Source organism: Paeniglutamicibacter cryotolerans, assembly GCF_014190875.1.
GTDB classification, from domain to species: Bacteria; Actinomycetota; Actinomycetes; order Actinomycetales; family Micrococcaceae; genus Paeniglutamicibacter; species Paeniglutamicibacter cryotolerans.
In genome coordinates this window covers 441,508-461,588 of the sequence record NZ_JACHVS010000001.1, presented here as the reverse complement: position 1 = coordinate 461,588, position 20,081 = coordinate 441,508, and the positions used below count along the sequence as shown (strand labels likewise).

18 protein-coding genes are annotated in these 20,081 nt (G+C 66.5%); 7 read left to right on the top strand and 11 right to left on the bottom strand.

All coding sequences use genetic code 11. From position 1 onward, the window contains the following. Positions 1-3 precede the first annotated feature (3 nt). The gene (locus E9229_RS02290) at positions 4-1,518 is read right to left on the bottom strand and encodes a polysaccharide deacetylase family protein (RefSeq protein WP_183509651.1); all 1,515 of its coding nucleotides are present in this window, start codon (positions 1,516-1,518) and stop codon (positions 4-6) included. A gap of 159 nt (positions 1,519-1,677) precedes the next feature. Here E9229_RS02290 and E9229_RS02285 point away from each other — a divergent pair, with 159 nt between their 5' ends. The 3 genes from E9229_RS02285 to clpB all read left to right on the top strand — a co-directional run bounded on the left by E9229_RS02285 (position 1,678) and on the right by clpB (position 5,340). Then, a complete protein-coding gene (locus tag E9229_RS02285) occupies positions 1,678-2,076 on the top strand; it encodes a YccF domain-containing protein (RefSeq protein WP_183511818.1) in 399 nt (132 codons plus the stop codon). Between the two features lie 87 nt (positions 2,077-2,163). Then, on the top strand, positions 2,164-2,631 hold the full coding sequence (locus tag E9229_RS02280; protein WP_183509650.1) for a VOC family protein: 468 nt from the start codon (positions 2,164-2,166) through the stop codon (positions 2,629-2,631). A 114-nt stretch (positions 2,632-2,745) separates the two neighbouring features. Continuing rightward, on the top strand, positions 2,746-5,340 hold the full coding sequence (clpB, locus tag E9229_RS02275; protein ID WP_183509649.1) for an ATP-dependent chaperone ClpB: 2,595 nt from the start codon (positions 2,746-2,748) through the stop codon (positions 5,338-5,340). 45 nt (positions 5,341-5,385) lie between these two features. Here the strand turns inward: clpB and E9229_RS02270 are convergent, their stop codons facing one another. Then, entirely contained in the window at positions 5,386-5,985 is a 600-nt protein-coding gene (locus E9229_RS02270) for a septum formation family protein (RefSeq protein WP_183509648.1), read from the bottom strand. A gap of 192 nt (positions 5,986-6,177) precedes the next feature. Here E9229_RS02270 and E9229_RS02265 point away from each other — a divergent pair, with 192 nt between their 5' ends. Together E9229_RS02265 and E9229_RS02260 are read left to right on the top strand one after the other, a co-directional pair. Further along, positions 6,178-6,402, top strand: a complete 225-nt coding sequence (locus E9229_RS02265) for a DUF3073 domain-containing protein (protein WP_183509646.1) — start codon at positions 6,178-6,180, stop codon at positions 6,400-6,402. Positions 6,403-6,543: 141 nt separating this feature from the next. Beyond that, positions 6,544-7,497 (top strand): Sir2 family NAD-dependent protein deacetylase, encoded by a 954-nt coding sequence (locus tag E9229_RS02260; protein WP_407671349.1) that lies wholly within the window; start codon positions 6,544-6,546, stop codon positions 7,495-7,497. An 84-nt stretch (positions 7,498-7,581) separates the two neighbouring features. Here the strand turns inward: E9229_RS02260 and purM are convergent, their stop codons facing one another. The 6 genes from purM to E9229_RS02230 form a co-directional block, all read right to left on the bottom strand. Next, on the bottom strand, positions 7,582-8,727 hold the full coding sequence (gene purM / locus E9229_RS02255; RefSeq protein ID WP_183509645.1) for a phosphoribosylformylglycinamidine cyclo-ligase: 1,146 nt from the start codon (positions 8,725-8,727) through the stop codon (positions 7,582-7,584). A gap of 18 nt (positions 8,728-8,745) precedes the next feature. After that, positions 8,746-10,287 (bottom strand): amidophosphoribosyltransferase, encoded by a 1,542-nt coding sequence (purF, locus tag E9229_RS02250; RefSeq protein ID WP_183509644.1) that lies wholly within the window; start codon positions 10,285-10,287, stop codon positions 8,746-8,748. A 62-nt stretch (positions 10,288-10,349) separates the two neighbouring features. Next, positions 10,350-10,664 carry a hypothetical protein gene (locus tag E9229_RS02245; protein WP_183509643.1) on the bottom strand — a complete coding sequence of 105 codons (315 nt, stop codon included), beginning with the start codon at positions 10,662-10,664 and terminating at the stop codon, positions 10,350-10,352. Positions 10,665-10,667: 3 nt separating this feature from the next. Further along, positions 10,668-11,057 carry a sterol carrier family protein gene (locus E9229_RS02240; protein WP_183509641.1) on the bottom strand — a complete coding sequence of 130 codons (390 nt, stop codon included), beginning with the start codon at positions 11,055-11,057 and terminating at the stop codon, positions 10,668-10,670. A 2-nt stretch (positions 11,058-11,059) separates the two neighbouring features. Further along, a complete protein-coding gene (locus E9229_RS02235) occupies positions 11,060-12,067 on the bottom strand; it encodes an asparaginase (RefSeq protein ID WP_183509640.1) in 1,008 nt (335 codons plus the stop codon). 5 nt (positions 12,068-12,072) lie between these two features. Next, positions 12,073-12,687 carry a class I SAM-dependent methyltransferase gene (locus E9229_RS02230; protein ID WP_183509639.1) on the bottom strand — a complete coding sequence of 205 codons (615 nt, stop codon included), beginning with the start codon at positions 12,685-12,687 and terminating at the stop codon, positions 12,073-12,075. A 73-nt stretch (positions 12,688-12,760) separates the two neighbouring features. Between E9229_RS02230 and purD the strand changes: the two genes are divergently transcribed. Both purD and E9229_RS02220 read left to right on the top strand, forming a co-directional pair. After that, positions 12,761-14,047 (top strand): phosphoribosylamine--glycine ligase, encoded by a 1,287-nt coding sequence (gene purD / locus E9229_RS02225; protein ID WP_183509638.1) that lies wholly within the window; start codon positions 12,761-12,763, stop codon positions 14,045-14,047. Beyond that, entirely contained in the window at positions 14,047-14,949 is a 903-nt protein-coding gene (locus tag E9229_RS02220; protein WP_183509636.1) for a phosphoribosylaminoimidazolesuccinocarboxamide synthase, read from the top strand. The genes purD and E9229_RS02220 overlap by 1 nt, the downstream gene beginning before the upstream one ends. Positions 14,950-15,024: 75 nt before the next feature. On the opposite strand, the gene E9229_RS02215 is transcribed toward E9229_RS02220, so the two are convergent. The 3 genes from E9229_RS02215 to E9229_RS02205 form a co-directional block, all read right to left on the bottom strand. Continuing rightward, complete coding sequence (locus E9229_RS02215; RefSeq protein WP_183509635.1) at positions 15,025-16,263, bottom strand: helix-turn-helix domain-containing protein; 1,239 nt, start codon at positions 16,261-16,263, stop codon at positions 15,025-15,027. Between the two features lie 137 nt (positions 16,264-16,400). After that, on the bottom strand, positions 16,401-18,209 hold the full coding sequence (locus tag E9229_RS02210; RefSeq protein WP_183509634.1) for an ABC transporter ATP-binding protein: 1,809 nt from the start codon (positions 18,207-18,209) through the stop codon (positions 16,401-16,403). Next, the gene (locus tag E9229_RS02205) at positions 18,206-20,038 is read right to left on the bottom strand and encodes an ABC transporter ATP-binding protein (protein ID WP_183509633.1); all 1,833 of its coding nucleotides are present in this window, start codon (positions 20,036-20,038) and stop codon (positions 18,206-18,208) included. The genes E9229_RS02210 and E9229_RS02205 overlap by 4 nt, the downstream gene beginning before the upstream one ends. Between the last annotated feature and the right edge of the window lie 43 nt (positions 20,039-20,081).

The following is a 20,081-nucleotide window of genomic DNA, read 5'->3' as shown; positions in this document are numbered from 1 at the left end:
ACGTTAGCCCTTGTTTTTCGTTGGTTTCTTCTGTTTCGGCGCTGGGCCGTTGCTATAGGCGACCCCGGCCTTGGGGTGATTTGATTCCAGCAGCTCCGAAACCGTGACGAAATGGTATCCCTTTTTCTTGAGTCCGGCCAAGATCGCCGGGACGGCTGCCACGGTGCTGGGGTGGATGTCGTGCATCAGCACGATGGATCCGGGCCGGGTGTCATTGAGCGCGGAGGCCACCGTCTTGGAGGTGCTGCGGTGCTTCCAGTCAAGGGTGTCCACGTTCCACAACACGACCGGGGTGCGGGTCAGTCGGTTGGTGGTGGGGTTCTTCGCCCCGTAGGGCGGCCGGGTGACGGTGGGACCCCGTCCGACGGCCTTGGAAATGGCGGTGTCGGTGCTGTCCAGTTCGTTCTGGATCGCTTTTTCGTCCAGCGACGTCAGCAGCCGGTGGTTCCACGTGTGGTTGCCGATCTCGTGGCCCTCGGCCGCCATGCGCTTGAGCACCCGGGGGCGGGCGACCGCGTTGGGGCCGACGACGAAGAACGTCGCCCGCGCATCGGCTGCCTTCAGCGCATCAAGCACCTTGGTTGTCTTGGGGCCCGGACCGTCGTCGAAGGTCAGCGCGACGCACTTGACCTTGGTGCAGTTGGCCTTCTGGACGGAGCGGGCTTCGACCGGCGGAGTTCCAGGTGCCGAGCCCGGGGGCAATTCGGGGAGGTGCGAGGTCGGGGAGGGGATCCCCACCGGGTTCATGCCGGCGGAGCGGGCGGCCAGGCCGTCCTCCGAGAGCATCGGCAGCACAGTGCCGGAAGGCACCTTGATGACTATGGTTCCCGCGGGGGCGGGGGCGACGCTTGATTCGTCGAATTCGACCAGCATGTTGCCTGCGGAATCGAAGTTCAGCGAGTCCAGCAGGACATCGTCCAGCGTGTCCAAGCCGTCGGCCAACGCCCACGGGTTCTGCGCCAGCAACTCGCTGACCAGCGACTTGAAGGTCGCCCATTCGGCGGGCCCCGTGAACAAGCCGCGGCTTTCCAGTGCCGTGCCCTGCTCCAGATCGAACCATTGCGTGTGGTAGCTGGTACCACCGGAGGATCCCGTGAACACGTAGGAACTGATGCGGGTTCCCAGCATCCTTTCCGAAACTGCAGTGAGTGCCGGCCGCACGTTCAGCTCTGGTGCGGCACCTGCGGGAACCGGCGCCTCCGCGGCAATGAACGGATCGACGATCTTGCCAACCAAGGCCTCCTGGGTCGCGCCCAGGGCTGATTCGCCGGGAAGCGAAAACCAGCTGAAGAACAAGTGCTGGTCTTCCTTGGAGCGGATCACCGTTTCCAGTCCAGGAACCAGAGATACCGGGAGCCCCTCGGTGGTAAGGACCTGGTCTGCGATGGAGGCGGGGGCGGTGACTGCCGGGTCGGGCAACTGTGCTGTGGCGGGGACCTGGGCGCATCCCGCAAGCAGGGTGAGGCCGAGGGCGGAAACTAAAAGGACAGGGAAAAGCCGACCAGAGGACAATCGCATCCCTTAAGCATGCCCTCATCCACGGGGGGCAAATGACCATCCGGGGCGGTAGAGCGGAATCGTTAGCAAACGTTATTCCGCTTTTCCCCCGGGAAACCAGAGTGATCCCCGATGGCTTTCCCCAGGAGGGCGGGGGATGCTTGTGACATGAAAAACACGGTGTCGACACTCCTCAATGTCATTTGGTTGGTTTTTGGCGGTATCTGGTTGGCGCTGGGATATCTACTGGCGGGCATCGTCTGTTGCCTGCTGATTGTGACGATCCCGTTCGGCATCGCTTCCTTCAGGATCGCGCTTTACGCCCTATGGCCCTTCGGGCGCACCATCGTGGACCGTCATGACAAAGTAGGAGCTTTATCTACTATCGGGAATGTCATCTGGATTCTGGTTGCTGGGATCTGGATTGCCATCGGACATGCATTGACTGCCATTCCCATGTTCCTGAGCATTGTCGGCATCCCCCTGGGTATCGCAAACCTCAAGATGATTCCCGTTTCGCTGGCCCCGCTGGGCAAGGTCATCGTACCGGTCTCCTCCGGATACCCGAAACGCTTCTGAACCGTTCTCATGGCCTTGTCCGGTTGCCGCGGCGCGCATATCGTGGGACTGCGTCCACGTCGCGGAGCTCCCACGGAAGGAAATGCAATGCGGGACATCGTCAACTGCTTGTGGTTCGACGGGCAGGGCCGCCAGGCCGCCATCTTCTATACGGGGATCTTCCCCGAATCCGGGCTGCTGGGTGACGTCTCGCTCGAGGCCCCGGCGGCCTTGGAGCGAGAGCCTGCCATCGTCGAATTCGTGCTCAAGGGACGCAGGTTCATCGCGCTGAATGGCGGCCCCCAGTACTCGTTCAGCGAGGCCGCCTCGTTCCAGGTCTTGTGCGAGGACCAGTCGGAGGTCGACCACTATTGGTCTGGGCTGACCGATGGCGGAGAAGAGGGCCAGTGCGGCTGGCTCAAGGACCGCTTCGGGGTTTCTTGGCAGGTGGTCCCGGTCCGGCTCGGCGAATTGCTCTCCGATTCCGATCCCGAGGTGGTCAACCGGGTCGTGGAGGCATTCATGGCGATGCGGAAACTGGACATTGCGGTGATCGAGGCGGCGGCGGCGGGGTAGCGGCTAGGTCGGGCCAGCACGGAACGCCTCGGCGATGGAATAAACTGCAATATAAGCAAGTTGAGCGTAATAGACTCATGTTTGAGTCATTTATCAAGGTCAGGAGGGAACTACGTGGATACTAAATTTACGACCAAGAGTCAGGAAGCGCTCTCGGCATCCGGAATGAATGCTTCGACGGCAGGGAACCCGCAGGTGGAAACAGTCCACTTGCTTAAGGCATTGCTGGACCAGCGCGAATCGGTGGCGGTCGCCCTGCTCAAGGCGGTCGGGATCGATCCCGATTCCCTCTCTGCGCAGGTGAGCGCCGCCATCAAGGCACTTCCCTCGGCCAGCGGATCCACCGTTTCGCAGGTGCAGTACTCCCGTGGCATCCTGCAGGCCATCTCCACCGCCCAGTCGGCGGCGCAGGACATGGGGGACACCTATGTCTCGACCGAGCACCTGACTCTGGGGCTTAGCGAGGATACCGGTGAAGCCGGCAACATCCTGCGCGGCGCCGGCGCCGGGCGTGCGGTACTGGACACGGCGTTGCCCGGAATCCGCGGGGACCACCGGGTGAACAGCCCGGACCCCGAAAACACCTTCCAGGCCCTGGAAAAGTACGGCACCGACATGACGGCGATCGCCCGGACCGGAAAACTCGATCCGGTCATCGGAAGAGACTCCGAAATCCGGCGCGTCGTCCAAGTCCTCTCCCGCCGCACCAAGAACAACCCGGTGCTCATCGGCGAACCCGGCGTTGGTAAGACGGCAGTGGTCGAGGGCCTGGCCCAGCGCATGGTCGCTGGCGACGTCCCCGAATCCCTGCGCGGAAAGACACTGATCTCCCTGGACCTGGCAGCGATGGTCGCTGGGGCCAAATACCGCGGTGAATTCGAAGAGCGCTTCAAGGCGGTGCTCGAGGAGATCAAGGCTTCGGACGGACAGGTCGTCACGTTTATCGACGAAATCCATACGGTGGTCGGCGCCGGTGCGTCGGAGGGCGCCATGGACGCCGGGAACATGCTCAAACCCATGCTGGCCCGCGGCGAACTGCGTCTGATCGGCGCCACCACGCTTGACGAATACCGTGAGAACGTCGAAAAGGACCCGGCCCTGGAACGCCGCTTCCAGCAGGTCTACGTGGGCGAGCCAAGCGTCGAGGACACCATCGGCATCCTGCGCGGGCTCAAGGAACGCTACGAGGCACACCATAAGGTGGCCATTGCGGACTCTGCGCTGGTCGCTGCGGCCACGCTGTCCAAGCGCTACATCACCGGACGCCAGCTGCCGGACAAGGCCATCGACCTGGTCGACGAGGCCGCCTCGCGACTGCGCATGGAAATCGACTCTGCACCCGAGGAAATCGACCAGCTACGCCGTGCGGTGGACCGGCTGACCATGGAGGAGCTGGCGCTGGAAGGCGAGACGGATGCCGCGTCGATCGAACGGCTCGAAGCCCTGCGTGCCGACGCCGCGGACAAGAAGGAAGAACTGGCTGCGCTCAATGCCCGCTGGGAAGCCGAAAAAGCCGGGCTGAACCGCGTGGGCGACCTGAAGGTCAGGCTTGACGAGCTCCGGTCGCAGGCCGACAAGTTCCAACGCGAGGGCGACCTGGAAAATGCCTCGCGCCTGCTCTATGGCGAAATCCCGACGCTGCAGGAGGAGCTCCAGGCGGCTCAGGCGGCGGAGGAGCAGGCCGGTGAACGGGATTTGATGGTTGCCGAAGACGTCACCGCCGACGATATTGCCGAGGTCATCTCCGCCTGGACCGGCATTCCCGCCGGGCGCATGCTCCAGGGTGAAAGCCAGAAGCTGCTGACCATGGAGGAGCACCTCGGCGAACGGCTGATCGGACAGAAGGCCGCGGTTGCCTCGGTCTCCGACGCCGTCCGTCGTGCCAGGACCGGGATCTCCGATCCTGATCGTCCCACCGGCTCGTTCCTGTTCCTGGGACCGACCGGCGTGGGTAAGACCGAGTTGGCCAAGGCCCTGGCCGGGTTCCTGTTCGACGACGAGCGTGCCATGGTCCGCATCGACATGAGCGAGTACTCGGAAAAGCAGTCGGTCGCCCGTCTGGTCGGCGCCCCTCCGGGATACATCGGCTACGAGGAAGGTGGGCAGCTGACCGAGGCCGTACGCCGCCGCCCGTACTCCGTGGTGCTGTTGGACGAGGTTGAAAAAGCCCACCCGGAGGTCTTCGACATCCTGCTCCAGGTACTGGACGATGGTCGGTTGACCGACGGCCAGGGGCGGACCGTCGACTTCCGCAACGTCATCATGGTGCTGACCTCGAACCTCGGTTCACAGTTCATGGTGGATCAAACGATGGAAGCGGGAGAAAAGAAGGACGCCGTCATGGCCGTCGTGAACTCCTCGTTCAAGCCGGAGTTCCTGAATCGGCTCGACGACGTGATCATGTTCGACCCGCTGTCGCTGGAGGACCTGGGCCGGATCGTCTCGCTTCAGGTCGACTCAATGGCCGCACGCCTCGCCGGTAAGCGGTTGCGCCTCGAGGTCGATGACGCGGCCCGGGACTGGCTGGCCTTCACCGGCTTCGACCCGGCCTACGGCGCCCGGCCGCTGCGCCGGCTGGTTCAGCGCGAAATCGGTGACCGGCTGGCACGGGCCCTGCTGACCGGGACGATCCAAGACGGGGACACCGTCCACGTCGGGGTCAATGAGGCGGGGGATGCTCTCACGGTGGAATCCGCCAGCACCAGCTAACCGAATGACCGGCGTACCCGGCCGGCCCGAAAGGGGCCGGCCGGGTTAGCTGTGCATGCTGACCGGCGTCTGCGGAAGCAATGAGCTGCGGACCGTTCCGTCGGTCAGGCTGAGGAAGCAGTCAACCGCCCGGTCGCCCTCGGCCCAGGTGGCCTTTGAGGGGTGGCTGAACCGGTAGAGCCAGCTCGAGTCCAAGGCGCTTCCCGGATCCAGCCGAATGGCCTTGCAGCCCTTCTCGGAGAGGCTGAGCAGTTCCGAGGAACCCGGAAATGCATCCCCCTCGGCAAGGAACGATCCGATGTACTGGGCGTTGTGGGCGTTCTCACAGGTGACGACCGTCGCTGGTTGCAGCGGGTCGGTGAAGCCCTGTAGGCAATCTCCGACCCTGAACTGGGCCGCCGGCATATCGGACGCGATGACACCGTCCAAGCCGGGGTTGGCATCGCGGGGGACGGCTGTTTCGGGGACCACTGTGGATTGCCGGGTGCCGATCAGCTTACCTGCGCCGTAGAAGACCAGCGCCGCCACGCAGAGGATGCCGAGGATTCGCCAGAACCTGAACACTCCGAACGGGCGTCGGGTCGGCGCGGTGGCCGACAGCGGCGGCTGGTAGGGCGAGGGCTCGGGGCGATCGTTAGCCAGCATGATCAACCTCCTCTTTGACGCCGTCTCCGGTGCGAATTATTTTCTACTCTAGCGGCATAAACGCATGGCCGAGGGGACACCCGCGGCCGAAACATGTTAACCTAGGAATACGAAAGAATTAGTCACATATTCCGGGGCCTCCTCCTACGTGGGGGACCACCTCCGGATCTACTGAAAAAAGGGGGTCACGCCATGGGGCGCGGCCGTCAGAAGGCAAAAGCGACACGACAGGCCAGGGATATTAAGTATTTCTCCCCGGCCACTGATTTGTCCGCCTTGGAACGCGAGCTCGGTGGTACGCATGGTCGTGCCGCCACTCCGCATCATGTCGATGTACCCGTCGAACCGGACTATTCGGGTTATGACGATACGTACGGCGACGACGATGACGAGGACGACCAACGGCGCATCGGCTGATGCGCCGACTCCCTGATATGAACCACACGGCCCGTCGCCGGGTCCGGTTCTCGTAGTTGTGTTTATGACCAACCACCATCACCCGCACCGACCGGTGCGGGTGATGGTGGCATTTGGCGTACTCCCAGGAAGTGGATGAGCATGCTTCACGAGGGGAAACTCGGCGTAGAGATGGCACACCGGGCGGCCCTGCGGTCCATCGAACGCGTGGTGGGGGAGACCGCCCCGCTGCAGGACCCGCTCGTGGCCAGCCGCGGCATCCGGAAGATGCTGGAACGCGGTTCGGTGCTGGTGCTCACCGGCGCTGGGGTATCCACCGACTCCGGGATCCCCGACTACCGCGGACCCCGCGGCTCCCTTCGCCGTCACCGGCCCATGACTTACCAGGAATTCCTGCATGAACCGGCGGCCCGGCACCGCTACTGGGCCCGCAGCTTCGTGGGCTGGCGGCACATGGATCAGGCCGTGCCGAACCCGATCCATCACCATCTGGCACACTGGGAAACATCGGGGAAAATCAGCGGCATTGTGACGCAAAACGTCGACGGGCTGCATGTGGCCGCGGGCTCGCACACGGTGATCGCCCTGCATGGCGACATGGAACACATCCGCTGCCTGGACTGTGGGGCGATGGAGGAGCGGCGGTCCCTTGACCTGCGCCTGCATAGGGCAAATCCCGGGTACCTCGAACGCATCGACCTTGACCCGTCGCTGGTGAACCCGGACGGGGACGTGAGCCAGGACCAGGCGCACGTCGACGAATTCATGATGGTGGGCTGCGCGGCCTGCGGCTCCGAAGCGCTCAAACCCAACGTCGTCTACTTCGGTGAGAACGTGCCACCCGAACGCAAGGCACTGATCCGCGAGCTCGAGGCGCGTTCCAGCGCGCTGCTGGTGATTGGTTCCTCGCTGGCCGTGATGAGCGGCTACAAGCTGCTGCTCGACGCCAGGGCCGCGGGAAAAGGCGTGGGGTTGATCAACGGAGGACCCACCCGGGGTGACGCCAAGGCCGATTTCAGGTGGCGCACCAACATCGTGCAGGCGCTTCAGTCGCTCGATGCCCCGTCGGGCCGGATCGGGCATCGGCCGCCATAGCACTGGCGGAGCCCGTTTGACTGGTTAAACGCCTGAGGGGCGGCACCCGGTGGTGCCGCCCCTCAGCCGCTCAGCGCGTGGCTGCTAGCGGGCGAAGTTGCCCTGCATCAGCACGGCGCCGCCGTCGACGCCCTTGGCGCCCTGGACGAAGTCCAGGCCGGAGGCTGCAGCCGCATCGGTGATCGAACCGACGGTGCCCATGGCCCAGGAGACCAGGCCGCGGGCATTCAGGCGGGAGATTGCGGCGTCGGCCGAGGCAGCATCGACGATGGCGACCATGCCCACGCCGAGGTTCAGCGTGCGCTCGAGGTCCGGCTGCGGCACCGAGCCGAGCTCGGAGACCAGCTTGAAGATGGCCGGCAGTTCCCAGGTGGAGCGGTCCACCGTGGCCATCAGGCCCTGCGGGAGCACGCGGGCCAGGTTGGCGGCGAGGCCGCCGCCGGTGACGTGCGAGAAACCGTGCACGGGCATGGCCGAACCGGTGTTCAGCGTATCGATCAGGTCCAGGCAGTCGGCCGTGTAGATGCGGGTCGGCTCGAGCAGTTCCTCGCCGAGGGTGCGGCCGAACTCGGAAACCTCGCGGTCCAGGGCCCAACCAGCGTGGTTGATGACCGAGCGAACCAGCGAGTAGCCGTTGGAGTGGATCCCCGAGGCAGCCATGCCGATGATCACGTCGCCGGAGCGCACGCGCTCCGGGCCGAGCAGGCGGTCCGCCTCCACGACGCCGGTGGCAGCGCCGGCGACATCGTACTCGTGCTCGCCCAACAGGCCCGGATGCTCGGCGGTTTCGCCGCCGACCAGCGCGGTGCCGGCGATCTGGCAGCCCTCGGCGATGCCGCGGACGATGTCCGCGATACGCTCCGGGACGACCTTGCCGCAGGCGATGTAATCGGTCATGAACAGCGGCTTGGCCCCGACCACGACGATGTCATCGACGACCATGCCGACCAGGTCGTGGCCGATGGTGTGGTGGATGTCCATGGCCTGGGCGATGGCGACCTTGGTGCCGACGCCGTCGGTGGAGGTGGCCAGCAGCGGCTTGGTGTAGCCCAGCAGCGCCGAGGCGTCGAACAGGCCGGCGAAGCCGCCGACTCCGCCCAGCACCGAGTCGTTGTGGGTGGCCTTGATCGACGCCTTCATCAGCTCTACGGCGCGGTCACCGGCCTCGACATCGACGCCTGCTGAGGCATAGGTGATCCCGGCGGGGGTCTCAGGGGTGGGCGCAGTCATCTCTGGGAACGTCCTTAACTAGTTACTGGGGGTCTTGTCGGCGGCTGAAAGTGTTGCTTCGAGCTCGGCATCGGGGCCCGGCTCGCAACCGGTCGATGCCGGGCGCTCGAGCAGGTTCTTGCCCTGGCGGTCGGCTCCGGGAAGCGCGATCGGGTAGTCGCCGGTGAAGCAGGCGGTACACAGGCGCTCGCGCGGCTGCAGGGTGGCACCGATCATGCCGTCCTCGGAGATGTAGGCCAGCGAATCGGCGCCGATGGACTTGCCGATCTCGTCGATGGCAGCACCGTTGGCGATCAGCTCGGCACGGGTGGCGAAGTCGATGCCATAGAAGCAGGGCCATTTCACCGGCGGGGAGGAGATCTTCACGTGGACCTCGGCGGCGCCGGCCTCGCGCAGCATCCGCACCACGGCGCGCTGGGTGTTGCCGCGCACGATCGAGTCATCGACCACCACGACGCGCTTGCCCTTGATCACCGGCTCCAACGCGTTGAGCTTGAGCTTGATGCCCAGCTGGCGCAGCGTCTGGGACGGCTGGATGAAGGTGCGGCCCACGTAGGCGTTCTTCACGAAGCCGTGCGCGAACGGGATGCCGGACTGTTCGGCGTAGCCGATGGCGGCCGGGGTGCCGGATTCGGGGACCGGGATCACGATGTCGGCGTCGGCCGAGTTCTCGCGGGCCAGCTGGCGGCCCATTTCGACGCGGGATTCGTACACCGAGCGGCCGTTGATCGAGGCATCGGGGCGGGCCAGGTAGACGTACTCGAAGACGCAGCCGGCTGGAGTGGCCTCGCCGAAGCGCTGCGAACGCACGCCGTCCTCGTCGATGGCGATGAATTCGCCCGGCTCGATCTCGCGGATGAAGCTGGCACCGACGGTGGCCAGGGCGGCCTGCTCGGAGGCGACGACCCAGCCGCGTTCCAGGCGGCCGAGCACCAGCGGGCGCACGCCGTAGGTGTCGCGGGCTGCGTAGAGGGTGTTTTCGTTCATGAAGACGAAGCAGAAGGCACCATGCAGTTTGGGCAGCAGTTCCAGGGCCGACTCTTCGAGGCTCTGGCCGTCGGAACCGGCGAGCAGCGCCGTCACCAAGGCGGTGTCGGTGGTATTGCCCTGGGCCATTTCGCCGCGTGCCTTGTCGCCATGCTTGGCCTTGACCATTTCCAGCAGGTCCGCCGAGTTGGTCAGGTTGCCGTTGTGGGCCAGGGCGACAGTGCCCTCGGCCGTGGGGCCGAGGGTCGGCTGGGCGTTGGCCCAATGGCTGGCACCGGTGGTCGAGTAGCGGCAGTGGCCGATGGCCAAGTGTCCGCTCATGGAGTTGAGGGTGTTCTCGTCGAACACCTGTGAGACCAGACCCATGTCCTTATAGACATTGATGCGAACCCCGTCGGAGGTCGCCATGCCCGCCGATTCCTGTCCGCGGTGCTGGAGGGCGTACAGGCCGTAATAGGTCAGTTTCGCCACCTCCTCGCCGGGCGCCCACACGCCGAAGACACCGCATTCGTCCTGCGGTCCCTTTTCGTCGGGGAGAAGATCATGAGTCAGCATTCCGTCACCACGTGCCATGTACTGATTATCTCACGGCCCGGCGGTGCTCTTTGCTCCCGGCGGTCGAAAAACCCGGCGATCTAGGCCTCGGAGTCGCCCAACGGCAGGGCTGTGGCACGGCGGGAGCGCGAACGTGTGACGCGATCCACAATCAAATACGCGATACCGGCGAGAAATGCGCCTCCGGCAGCAAACCCGGTGCCGAGGAATGCCGCGATGGTGCCGCGGGTGAAATCCGCCGATTCGGCACTGGCATAGGCGGAGATGATGGCCAGGATCAGTCCGATCGCCGCCCCGGTGCAGATGAATGGCCAGAAGCGCGGCGAAGCGTGCACCGTGACCTCGATGGGACCCGGCTGGGCGGCGGACGCTGGGGTGTTCGGGGTGGAATCCATATGTTAAAGGGTACCGAAGAGCGGCAGCAGCGCGGACAGGTCGGCGCGCAGCCCCGAGGCCGAAACCCTTCCCGCTGCCGATTCTGCCGCCCAGTCGGCGCGGCCGGTGGCCAGCGCAAGCCAGACGGCTGGTGCGAGCTCCACCACGTTGGGCGGGGTGCCGCGGGTATGCCGCGGCCCGGGGATGCATTGGGTGACACCGAACGGGGGAACCCGCACCTCCACCGAATTGCCTTCGGCCCGCTCCGCCAGTTCCTCCAGCGTGAAGCGCACCGCCATGGCGAGCACCGGACGCGGCAGTGGTTCCGGCACCGGGTCGGCATCCGCCCAGAGAGCCCACCGCACCAGGGCCGCCGCCCCGTCCGCAGCGTCGATGCGACGCCTGATGCCCATGGTTAGCGGTCCAGCAGCGCCAGCACCGGTGCGGCGAGGCGCACCGACCCGACCTTGACCGACCCGCCCATGACCGGGGGCAGCACCTTAGCCAGCACGGAAGCCAGGGCCTCGACGGGGATGGCGCCGGTCTGCGCCAGCAGGGTCAGGCCCAGCAGCGTGGTTCCGCGGGTGTTGCCATCGAGCATCTTCACGGCCACAGCGGTTCCGTCCGGGGCGGCCATGCCGATGACGCCCTCGGCGCCGAGTTTGGCCAGCACGCCCAGATCCTCCATGACCACCGTGTTCTCCTGCCCGTGGCCGTGGACGGCCCAGGGGTAGTCGAGCATGGCTGTGGCGACGGTGGCCGCGCGCGCGTCGGCACCCTTGTTCCCGGGTGCCAGGGCGAGCTTCGAGAACGCCCGGGCCAACCCGGCCAGTGACAATGCGGGGGCGGGTGCGCCGCAGCCGTCGACTGCCAGGAACGCGAGCTCCTCGCCGGAGTATTCTTCGATGACCTCCACCACCCGCTGCTGCACGGGGTGGGATGGATCGAGGTAGCTTGCGGTATCCCAGCCGTTCTCGGTGCAGGCCCACAGGAAGGCGGCGTGCTTGCCGGAGCAGTTGAAGGCGAGCTTCGAGGCGGGGGCCCCGGAGCGGACCAGCTCGTTGCGGGTGGCCTCGTCGCGGGGCCAGGCGGCGGGGCAGCGGAGGTCGTCCTGGGAGAGCCCCGCCTTGTGCAGGATCGTTGCGGCGAGATCCATGTGTTCACCGCTGCCGACGTGGCTGGCGCAGGCCAGCGCCACCTCGGCGCCGCGCAGTGGCACGCCGAGCTGCATCGAGGCGATGGCCTGGAAGGGCTTGAGCGAGGAGCGCGGGAAGATCGGGGTGAGTCCGTCGCCCAGGACGATGACGGTTTCCCCGGCGGCGTTCACCACGACGGCGGAGCCCGAATGGCGCGACTCGACGAACCCGTTGCGGTCCACGACGATGAGTTCCTCGGCAGCCGCCGAGCTGAAGGTTTCTGGCATGGGACTCAGCCTACGATGCCGGAGGGAGCGAGGATGGCCACCAGGAAGTCCGAGTCTTCCTTGTAGGGCCGTAGATCCCAGGTCGAATGCAGCGAATCGACGACCAGGTTCGCCGCCCGCGCATCGGCAAGGAAGGTTTCCGGGGCATATCCGCGCGACGTGCCAAAGGCGGTAACCAGGCGTCCGGTGGGGGCCAGGTGCGCGGCGAAGCGCTCCAATACCGTGCCGGAAGTGCCCTCGGCCAGGAAAGTGAGCACGTTGCCGGCGCAGACGATCAGCTCGAAGCCGGGATCGCGCTCGTCGGGCAGGTCCAACTCGCTCAGGTCCCCGACCTCCCAGCGTGCGTTCGGGAAGTCGGTGCGGGCCTGGTTGACCAGGACCGGGTCGACGTCCACGCCGGTGACCCGGTGCCCGCGGGCGGCGAGTTCCCCGCCGACGCGGCCCGGGCCGCAGCCGGCATCCAGGATGGAAGCGCCGCGGGGGACCATCGCATCGATCAGCCGGGCCTCCCCGTGCAGGTCGGCACCCTCGGCGCGCAGTGCGGCGAAGCGGTCGATGTACCACTGGGAATGGCCGGGATTGGCGCGTACTTGCGCCTCCCACAGGGTTTCTTTACGCATGCCTCCAGCCTACGTGCGGGGGCCGTTGTAGCAAACGGGATCGGTCGGCGCGCCTCCGGTAGGCTTAAGTCTCGTGAAGGTACTCGTTATTGGCCCCGGCGGCCGCGAACACGCCCTGATCCGCGCTTTGATGGCGGACCCCTACGTTAGCGAATTGCACTGCGCGCCCGGCAACGCCGGCATCGCCCGTGACGTTCCCGTCCATGCTGTGGACGCCCAGGACCCGGAGGCCGTGCTGGCCCTGGCCCGGGAATTGTCCCCGGAGCTGGTGATCATCGGACCCGAAGCCCCGCTCGCAGCGGGCGTTTCGGACGTGCTCACGGCGGCCGGCTTCGCGGTCTTCGGCCCGTCGAAGGCGGCGGCCCAGCTGGAGGCCTCGAAGGCCTTCGCCAAGTCGGTGATGGCCGAGGCCGGGGTTCCCACTGCGATGGCCCGCGTCGCGACCACCGAGGCCGAGGCAGCAGACGCGCTCGACGCGTTCGGTGCCCCGTACGTGGTGAAGGACGACGGCTTGGCCGCCGGCAAGGGAGTGGTGGTCACCTCCGACCGCGCCGAGGCCCTGGCCCACGCGAATGTCTGCTTCGAAGCAGGCGGCACGGTGGTCATCGAGGAGTTCCTCGACGGACCCGAGGTCTCGCTGTTCGTGATTTCCGATGGCAAGCATGCGGTCCCGCTGGCCCCGGCCCAGGACTTCAAGCGCATCTTCGACAACGACGAGGGACCGAACACCGGTGGCATGGGCGCATACAGCCCGCTGCCGTGGCTGCCCGCCGGCTTCGTCGACGAGGTCATGGAGCGCGTCGCCTACCCGACCATCCGAGACATGGAAAACCGCGGCACGCCGTTCGTCGGCGTGCTGTACTGCGGCCTGGCCCTGACCAGCCGCGGCATCCGCGTCATCGAATTCAACGCGCGCTTCGGCGACCCGGAGACCCAGGCGGTGCTGGCCCGGCTGCGCACCCCGCTGGGCCCGCTGCTGCTGGCGGCGGCCCAGGGCACGCTCGATGACGCCGAACAGCTGCACTGGCGCAACGAGACGGCGGTCGGCGTGGTCATGGCCGCGGCGAACTACCCGGAGAACCCGGCCAAGGGCGATGTCATCACCGGCATCGACGCGGCCGAGGCGCTCGAGCACGTCTCGGTACTCCATGCGGGCACCTCATCGGACGCCGAGGGCAACGTCGTCACCGCCGGCGGGCGCGTGCTGGCAGTCGTCGGACTCGGCACTGACCTGCACTCGGCTCGCACCACCGCCTACACCGGGGTGGAGGCCATCAGCTTCAAGGGTGCCCAGCACCGCACCGACATCGCACTGAAGGCCGCCAACGGCCAGATCGTGCTGACCGGAGGAAACTACTAATGGCCGGTTTCCAGACCGAGACCCTGGTCCTGCCCGGATGGGACCACGTCTACTCGGGCAAGGTCCGTGACCTTTACGTGCCGGCCGGGGAGAGCATGGATGCCTCGGACCGCGTCCTGGTCGTGGCGAGCGACCGGATCAGCGCGTACGACTACGTGCTCGAATCCGAGATCCCGGATAAGGGCAAGGTGCTCACGCAGCTGAGCCAGTGGTGGTTCGAGCAGCTGGACTTCATCCCCAACCACGTGATCTCCACCGACGTCCCGGATGCCGTGGCTGGCCGCGCCATGGTCTGCAAGAAGCTGGACATGTTCCCGATCGAGTGCATCGCCCGCGGCTACCTCACGGGCTCCGGCCTGCTCGAGTACAAGGCATCGCAGACCGTTTGTTCGCTGCCGCTGCCCGGCGGCCTGGTTGACGGTTCACGCCTCGACCCGGCGATCTTCACGCCCTCTGCCAAGGCCGAGGTCGGCGAGCACGATGAGAACATCAGCTTCGCGCAGACCATCGAGCGCATCGGTGCGGCGAATGCCGACGCCCTGGCCGGGCTGACCCTGAGCCTGTACTCGCGTGCCGAGGAGATCGCCCGGACACGCGGCATCATCCTGGCCGACACCAAGGTCGAATTCGGTGTCGATGCACACGGCACCATCACCCTGGGCGATGAGGTGCTGACCCCGGACTCCTCGCGCTTCTGGGACGCCACCACCTACGCGCCGGGCCAGGCGCAGCCGTCGTTCGACAAGCAGTACGTGCGCGACTGGCTGACCTCCGACGCCTCCGGGTGGGACAAGGCATCGGGGCTGCAGCCGCCGGCGCTTCCGGCCGATGTCATCGAGCGCACCCGCGCCCGCTACGTGGAAGCCTACGAGCGGCTGACCGGGCGCACCTTCAGCGCCTGAGTCGCTGGCGCCCACCCGGGGCCCCTGCCCACCCAACCCCGGCGGTTGGGTGGGCAGGGGCCTTTTGTCCGCTGGCTACCTGATCGAGGCGCGCAGCTCGGTGGCGAGCTCGATGGCCAGCGAGGCCCGGTTCGGGGCGCCTGCGGTGGCGAAGGTCTGTTGGGCCCGGGTCAGATGGCCCATGGCCTCGTCGCCGCGCCCGAGCGATACCAGGCAGCGGGCCGTGAGCAGCTGGATCTCGCCCAGTTGCAGGCTGGACATCTCGGCGCTGCGCCCGGAGACCGATTCAATGCGCTCCAGCGACTGGTCCGGCTTGCCGTTCAGGTGCAGCCAGCGCGCGCGGATCAGGACCAGGTCGAGGTCGTTGCCGCGGTCCTCGTCGATGATGCTCATGGCCAGCTCGGCCTTCTCGATGCAGGCCAACGTGCCCGGGTCGATCACGCCGGCGCTGAGCCGCATCGAGGCCGAGGCCTTGTTGAACCTGGCCCACAGCTCCAGGTCGCTGGCGGGAAGGAGCCGCTCGCTGGCCAGCTGGTGGTATTCGAGTCCGGCGGCGATGTCCTGGCGCTTGAAGGCGACGTTTCCGATGGCCCAATAGGCGTTGCCCGCCGTCTGCCGCGGAGCCCCGTCCGCCACTGCGGCGCCGAGCGCGGCGCAGTGTTCCCAGGCCGCTTCGAGCTGGCCCGATTCGGCCAGCGAGGCGATGAGCACGAAGAGCGCGGAGATGTAGATCATCGAGTCCGGCGGCAGCGCACGCCCGTTCTCCACGGCATTGAGCGCGTGTTCGACCGCTAGGTGCAGCTTGCCCTGGCCAAGGTAGGCGTTGCCCAGCAGCGTTTCGGCACGCACCGTCAGCGCCACCGACTCGCCGGTCAGCGGGTGGGTGGTGATTTCCAGGGCCGTATCCCGGCAGTCCTGCAGCTTGCCCTGGTCGCGCAGGGATTCGGCGCGCAGGAACATCATGTTCCACCAGGCGCTGGAGTTCTTCAGCCGCAGCGCTATGTGGGCGGCCTCGGTGGCTGTCGCCTCGGCGTCGGCGTATTCGCGTGCGGTGAAGGACTGCCGTGCCCGGTGCTCGAGCAACACGTACTCGGCCTCGTCCCGGGAGACCGGGGTATTCCATGAGTCCATGGTTTCGCGGTCCATGCCCAGCCGTGCCGACAGCTCGTCGATGATCTCCTGGGTGGGTTCGCGACTTCCCGTTTCCAGCAGTGAAATGTAGCTCGTTGAGTACTTTCCGGCACCCAATTGCGATTGCGTAAGTTGGCTATCGATGCGCGCCTTGCGTAGTTTCTCACCGAACTTGATGCCCACTGACACTCCTGGATTGTGGACCGGGACGGCTATCTGAATTGCTTAGCCGCACCTCAGCCGCGTTTGACTAACGGGTACACACTGAATTTACTTCATGTGTTAAGTATTTAGCTAGGGGTTTGGCCGGCTTCCTGAGCTCAACTCAACGAGTCCTTCCAAGCACCATGCAGCCGGGCGAAACGCCCTCCGGCGGCCACCAGTTCGGCCGGGCTTCCATCCTCGACGATTCTCCCGCCATCGACCACCAGCACGCGGTCCGCCGTTTCCACCGTGGAGAGCCGGTGCGCGATGATCAGCGCCGTGCGGTTGCCCAGCAGCGTTTCCAGCCCGCGCTGGACCGCCCGCTCGCTGGGCAGGTCGAGCGAGGACGTGGCCTCGTCCAGGATGAGCACCGCCGGATCTGCCAAGAAGGCGCGGGCGAAGGAGATCAGCTGGCGCTGTCCGGCCGAGACCCGGCCGCCGCGCTTGTTCACGTCGGTGTCGTAGCCCTCGGGCAGCGATGAGATGAATTCGTGGGCGCCGACGGCCCGGGCGGCCAGGACGATCTCCTCGTCCGAGGCCCCGGGACGGCCGAGGGCGATATTCTCGCCCACCGAGCCGGAGAAGAGGAACGCCTCCTGGGTCACCATGACCACGTGGCGTCGCAGGTCGGCGTTGGCCAACTGGCTGATCGGCACCGAGTCCAGCGTCAGCGATCCCGAACGCAGGTCGTAGAAGCGGGCGATCAGCTTGGCGAGGGTCGATTTGCCGGCCCCCGTCGGGCCGACCACGGCAACCGTCTGCCCGGCGGGGATGCTCAGGTCGAAGCGCTCCATCACCACCGGCCCGTCGCCGTAGCCGAAGACAGCGCCGGTGAAATCGATGGCACCGTGCGCCACCTCGAGCCGCCCCGGGTGCTCAGGCTCAACGACGCCCGGATCTTCCTCGAGCAGCCCCGAGACCTTCTCCAGCGCAGCGGTGGCCGCCTGCAGCGACGAATAGAACATGGCGATGTTCTCCACCGGCTGGAAGACCCGTTTGGAGGCAAGCAGCAGCGCCACCAGCGTGCCCACGGCCAGTGAGCCGTCCAGCACGCGGAAGCCGCCGGTGAGCAGGACGGCAGCGACAGTCAGGTTGCCGATGAGTACCAAGCCCGGCTGCAGCACGCCGAACAGGTTGATCGAGCGGATCGAGTTCTCCCGGTACTCGCCGGCCAGCCGGGCGTAGGACTCGTCGTTCGCGCTCTCGCGGCGGAAGGCCTTGACGGCCCGGATCCCGGTCATGGTCTCCACGAACGAGCCGATCAGCCGGGCAGAAACGACCCGGGACTCGCGGTAGACCAGTTCGGAACGCTTCTGGTACCAGATGAACAGCACGGTGATCGGGATGCCCGCAGCCGTAGCTATCAGCCCGCTGCGCCAGTCGAGCACGAAGATGCTGATCAGTGTGAAAAGGATGAAGAAGATGCCCGAGACCAGCTGGGAGACTCCTTGGTCCAACAGCTCGCGCAGCGTCTCGAGGTCCGAGGTCTGCCGGGAGATGATCCGTCCTGAGGTGTATTTCTCGTGGAACTCCAGGCTGAGCCGCTGCGTGTGCCGGAACACGCGCAGGCGCAGGTCAAGCAGCATGGCCTGGCTGACCTTGGCGGTGCAGAGGTTGTACCAGCCCAGCAGCACCCCGGCGATGACGGCAGAGACCAGGTACGCGCCGGAGGCGATGCCCAGCGGGACCGGGTTGTTGGAGATCAGGGCGGGCAGCGCCCAGTCGATGGCCCACGCGATGACCAGCGGGAAGGCGGCTTGGGCTGCGTTGGAGATGACCACGAGCACCACCGTCAGCCAGAGCATCCGATGCAGCGGGGAGGCCAGCGAGGCCAGCAGGGCCATGGAGCGTCGGCGCACGCGCAGGCGCTCGGTCTTGCCCAAGTCGATGTCGTCTTCGTTGGAAACGCCGTATCCCGTGCTCATGCCTTCGAATCCGTTTCTTCGAGCAGGTCCTCGAGGGAGGGCGAGGGTGCCGGGCTGGAAATGATGTGTCGGTAGTGCTCGCTGCGGTGGAGCAGTTCGGCGTGGGTTCCCACGTCTTCGATGCCCCCGTCGCGCAGCAGGGCCACGCGGTCGGCCAGCGCGACGGTGGAGGGGCGGTGGGCAACGATCAGCGTGGTGGTTCCGGCCAGCACCCTGCGCAGCGCGGCAGTGACCAGTTCCTCGGTGTTCACATCGAGCGCAGAGAGCGGGTCGTCGAGCACCAGTATCCGCGGCCGCGCGGCGATGGCCCGGGCCAGTGCCAGGCGCTGACGCTGGCCGCCGGAGAGCGAGAGGCCCTCCTCGCCGATGACCGTGTCCAGGCCTTCGGGCAGGGAATGGACAAAGCCGCCCTGCGCCGTTTCGAGGGCCTCGGCGAGCACCTGCTCGGGGTCGCGGCCGGGTTCGGGCTGGGCTCCGAGCATCACGTTCTCCCTGATCGAGGCGGAGAACAGCGTGGTGTCCTCGAAGGCGACGGACACGACGGAGCGCAGCACGCGGAGATCGTAGTCGCGCACGTCGACCCCGTCGATACGCACGGCGCCCGAGGTTGCCTCGTAGAGCCGGGGCACCAGCTGCAGCAGCGTCGACTTGCCCGAGCCGGTGGCGCCGACCAGCGCCATGGTCTCGCCGGGCTCAAGCCGCAGATTCAGCCCGCGCAGTACCGGGATGCCGCCAGCCGGAGCCTCGGGGTAGGAGTAGGTGACGTCGTGGAACTCCAGGGCCCCGAGCTGGCGCACCGGGGCCATCGGGGCGGCGGGGGAGGCAATGGTGTTGGGGGCGTCGAGTACCTCGAAGTGCCGGTCTAGGGCGGTCTTGGTGGTCAGCGTCATGCCCAGCAACATGCCGATGCCTTCCACCGGTCCCGCAAGGACGGCTGCCGTGGCGAAGTAGGCAACCAGGCCGCCGACGGTCAGCTGGCCCTGGACGGTGAGCCAGATGCCAGCCAGCAGGCCCAGCGCGAGGGTGATCTGGGGAACCGACACCACGAAGGCCAGGAAGTTCGAGAGCGAGCGGGCCTTGCCGATCTCGGTGCTGCGCAGCTCGTGGGCCTGGCGCGCAAATCCGTCGAGCATATGCCGGGAGCGGCCGAAGGCCTTGATGACGCGGATGCCGTGGACCGATTCCTCCACCGCGGTGGCGAGGTCGCCGGCCTGGTCCTGCGAGAGCCGGCTGGCTGTGCGGAAGACATTGCGGAAACGATAGGCGCGCACGGTGATCGGCACCGCCCCGGCCAGGTAGATGGCGCCCAGGACCCAGTTGCTGGAGAACATCAGGGCCAGGCCGAGTACCACCGTCACCGTGGCGACCACGAGCATGACGGCGCCGAAGGCCAGCCAGCGCCGCAGCAGGCTGAGGTCTGACATCGAGCGCGAAAGCAGTTGTCCGGAGCCCCACTTGTCGTGGAAGGAGACGGGGAGCTGTTGCAGGTGCCTGAAGAAGCCGACCCGCAGCTGCGTTTCCAACCGGGCGGCGGGGGTGATCACGAAGACCCGGCGCATGAAGACCAGCAGCGCCTCGGCGATGCCGAGCAGGGTGATGAGCAGGACGGTGCTGCGCAGTGCCGCTGCGTCGCCGCCGGGATAGAGCACGGTATTGACCAGGGAGCTGAGCACCTGTGGGATGGCCAGGGCCACCACGCCGGCGCCCATGGCGCAGATGAAGCCCATGAGGAGGCGGGGCAGGATGGGCTTGACGAACCCTCCCAGCCGGCGCCAGCTGGAGGTGCTCGAGCGTCCGGTGTCTCGCGTCCCGGCCTGGTACTGCTTCATGCGTGGCAAACCCCGATCAGTTCTGATTGCCTTGGGCAATCAG